Below are 3,253 nucleotides of genomic sequence, written 5' to 3' on the forward strand. Positions count from 1 at the left end.
TCTTGCTGCTTAGCTGTGGCCGCGATTTCGGTAGCAGAAGACGTCACCTGAATTCCTGATCGCTGAACCTGTGATACCAGGGAATTCAGGTTTGCTACCATCAACTGTACGCCGCGGGCCAGTTTACTGATGGCATCATCTCCCTCAATCGTTACCGAGCCAGTTAAATCACCTTCAGCGGCACGGGTAACCACCTGAAGAATCTTGTCAACTTTACGGCCCAGAGTCTCCACGGCATCACGTTTTTCTTCGATAGACTTATTGATATAGTCAATCATGTCCTGCAGGCCAGTGGCTAGTTCACCCATTGCATCATCACCTGAAACATCAATGCGCGCCGAAAAATCTCCTTCTGCTACTTTATTTACCACAACTAATAGCTGGTCGACTTTATGTTGCAGATCTTCAGCTGTATCATGCTCTCGATGTGTAATGGCGTTAACGTTATCAGCCATATTGTTAAACGACTGCCCCAGTTTGCCGATTTCATCATCTGCCACAACCCTGGCGCGAATTTCTGTGTCGCCTTCAGCACGTTTATTGACGACATCCATCAATCCTTTGAGGGGATTAATTATCCACATTTTTAGAAACAGGTTTACTAGAAACAAACCAGTGACAAATAGAAACAAATTAAATATAACAGTGCGCCAAAATACATTATTGACCGACTGGTCAACCGACCCTAATGAATAACTGACTCGAACTGCGCCATTGATACTGCCTGATTTCACATTATGACACTCCAGGCAGTTTACTCCGCGTGTTTCTTCTGTTGCCCTGAAAGGCGTCAATACAGTTAACTGTCGCTGGCCCGCCTGTTTTTCTATCAGGATAATATCTTCACCGAGTAATGCACGACGATCCAGATCATCCAGGGGTTCTTCTTCAGGGAAACCGGGGCCGAATTGTCCACGTACCGGTTGGCCGCGAATAACACGCGCATCAGTTACTTCTTTACGTGCCAACATTTTATTGCGCAGGATACTACGCTGCTCCATGGTGCCGGTCAGCATCATGGTATTGAGACTATCAAAATATAACGTGGTAATTTCTTTGACCTGATTCTCTGCCGCTTCCATCAAACGGTCTTTTTCTTCACTAACAGCAAAATAGGTTACAAATACGATTACCATCAGAAATATAATTCCAACAGTAATATTAACTTTCGCCTTCAGCGAGAGATGATTTAAGAAAGACAACTGCTCTGTCAATACCGCCATAGTTCCCCCTGGAGCCCAAATCCTTTTGCAGATTTGACTAACGTATTCACAGACAACCTGGCGCTAGTCGAACGAATAATAACCGGCTGACGGACAACTGAGCTTAGCCAGCGCGACCGCCGTTGGTTAAAGTGACATTCCCTGGAAATATGTAATAGTGGACTTACTAATTTGACGCACTGTGAAATTCGAAGTGCACAGGAGAGCTGCAAAACATCAAATTTCAAAACGCGACCCCTACTTGTATCTTTATATACGTTGTATATTAAATAACAAAATGCCTGAATACTTAAATTAAGTCAATGCCTTAGCTTGCTTTTCTAACGCGTGACCTTAAGTATATAAGCAAGTTCTAATTAACAAAATTCACTGCAATTTTAATAGTTTAGACGGTATTTATAATTTTTAAATGAAGATTATATCGACCCATAAAATGGCGGTGCATTCGGGTGAGTAAATCGCCTGAATTCTGACTATTAAAACTGAGTACCTATGAAAATCTATAGATTGCTTCTTTTTAGACTAATGATTCCTGGTTTTATCCTGGTAAATCTCACAGGTTGTGCATCTTTATTTGATCGTTAGATCAACGATACCACTATTGATCCTCCTTACATTGCAACACCTGCAGCAACTAAATTGCATCATCAATTGTTAGTTATAGATCTGCATGCGGATCCGTTGTTGTGGAACCGAGATTTACTGGAACGAAACAGCTACGGCCATGTTGACCTACCCCGCCTGCAGGAAGCAAATGTGGCGATACAGGTATTTGGCGTTGTCACAGGCGTACCCTTCCCAGTCAGTTTTGAAGGCAACCGTGATCAATGGGATTTAATCACCTTGTTATCTGCCATTCAAAATTGGCCGCTCGAAACGCAAGATAGTCACTTGCAGCGAGCACTCTATCAAGCTGACAAGTTGCAGAATGGTGCTGCAGCATCTCACGGCACTCTTCACCTCATCAGGACACGTGCAGATTTAGATGAACTACTCAATACTCGCAAGCAAGATGAAACCGTAGTCGGTGCATTATTATCACTTGAAGGTGCCCATGCACTGGAAGGTAACCCTGCCAACATCGACGTATTATTTGAAGCCGGTTTTCGCATGCTGGGACTGATTCATTTAATGGACAATACCATGGCCGGTTCAGCCCATGGCATACAAAAACACGGCTTAACCGACAAGGGACAACAAATGGTTGAACGAGCTTTATCTCTGGGTATGATTATCGATTTAGCGCATGCTTCGCCACAAACTATCGATGATGTTTTAAAAATAACCGATAAACCGGTTGTCGCCTCACATGGCGGAGTACGTGCTACCTGTGATACCACACGGAACCTGGAAGACAGTCATATTAAAGCAATCGCAAAAAATGGCGGGGTTATCGGTATCGGCTTATACGAATATGCTACCTGCGGTAAAACAATGCAGGATACGGTACGCGCCATACGCCATGTCGTTGACCTGGCAGGTATTGAGCACGTGGCATTGGGTTCAGACTTTGATGGCGCAACAGAAACACTCACCGATGCAACAGGTTTAGTGTTAGTGACAGAGGCACTTCAGAAACATGGCTTTAACGAAACTGAGATAAACGCTATTATGGGAATTAACGCACTGCGGGTGCTTCGCAGTTCCCTGCCCGCGCCCTGATTGATCATAATGGGACGAATATGCGAATAATAATAACTAAAATGTTTAATACCATACGGTTACCTATTACACCTGGTGGATCAAACCGTTAATGGAGAAACTAATAAAACATAGCCTGGTCATCGCAGCGCTAATGTTAGCAGGTTGCGCCACCGCCTACTATGGGCATTCCAAAGAAGAATGGCGGAAACTGTCTGAAGAAGAAAAACAGGCCGCACGTGGAAAGTATGATGAGATTATAAATTTCAAATACCGCCAGGAACATGAAGATCAATTCGAAGAACGAAAACAGCAGGCCATTAATCGCGGGCTGATGCATGAGCAATTCCCCACCTGACACATGGTAATTTAGGGGTTGTCACAACCAA

3 protein-coding genes are annotated in these 3,253 nt (G+C 44.0%); 2 read left to right on the forward strand and 1 reads right to left on the reverse strand.

From position 1 onward, the window contains the following. The coding region (locus ACWVCM_RS05085; RefSeq protein ID WP_455200636.1) for a HAMP domain-containing protein at positions 1–1,223 on the reverse strand (1,223 nt) is incomplete at its 3' end. A gap of 639 nt (positions 1,224–1,862) precedes the next feature. On the opposite strand from ACWVCM_RS05085, the gene ACWVCM_RS05090 reads away from it, so the two are divergent. Next, on the forward strand, positions 1,863–2,885 hold the full coding sequence (locus ACWVCM_RS05090; RefSeq protein ID WP_455200637.1) for a dipeptidase: 1,023 nt from the start codon (positions 1,863–1,865) through the stop codon (positions 2,883–2,885). Between the two features lie 91 nt (positions 2,886–2,976). Next, positions 2,977–3,222 carry a hypothetical protein gene (locus ACWVCM_RS05095; RefSeq protein ID WP_455200638.1) on the forward strand — a complete coding sequence of 82 codons (246 nt, stop codon included), beginning with the start codon at positions 2,977–2,979 and terminating at the stop codon, positions 3,220–3,222. The last annotated feature ends 31 nt before the right edge of the window (positions 3,223–3,253 follow it).

It is taken from the genome of Kaarinaea lacus (genome assembly GCF_975902315.1).

Excerpts from the sequence above, each read along its gene's own strand:
- ACWVCM_RS05095 (WP_455200638.1), top strand. The coding sequence starts at position 2,977 with ATGGAGAAACTAATAAAACATAGCCTGGTCATCGCAGCGCTAATGTTA.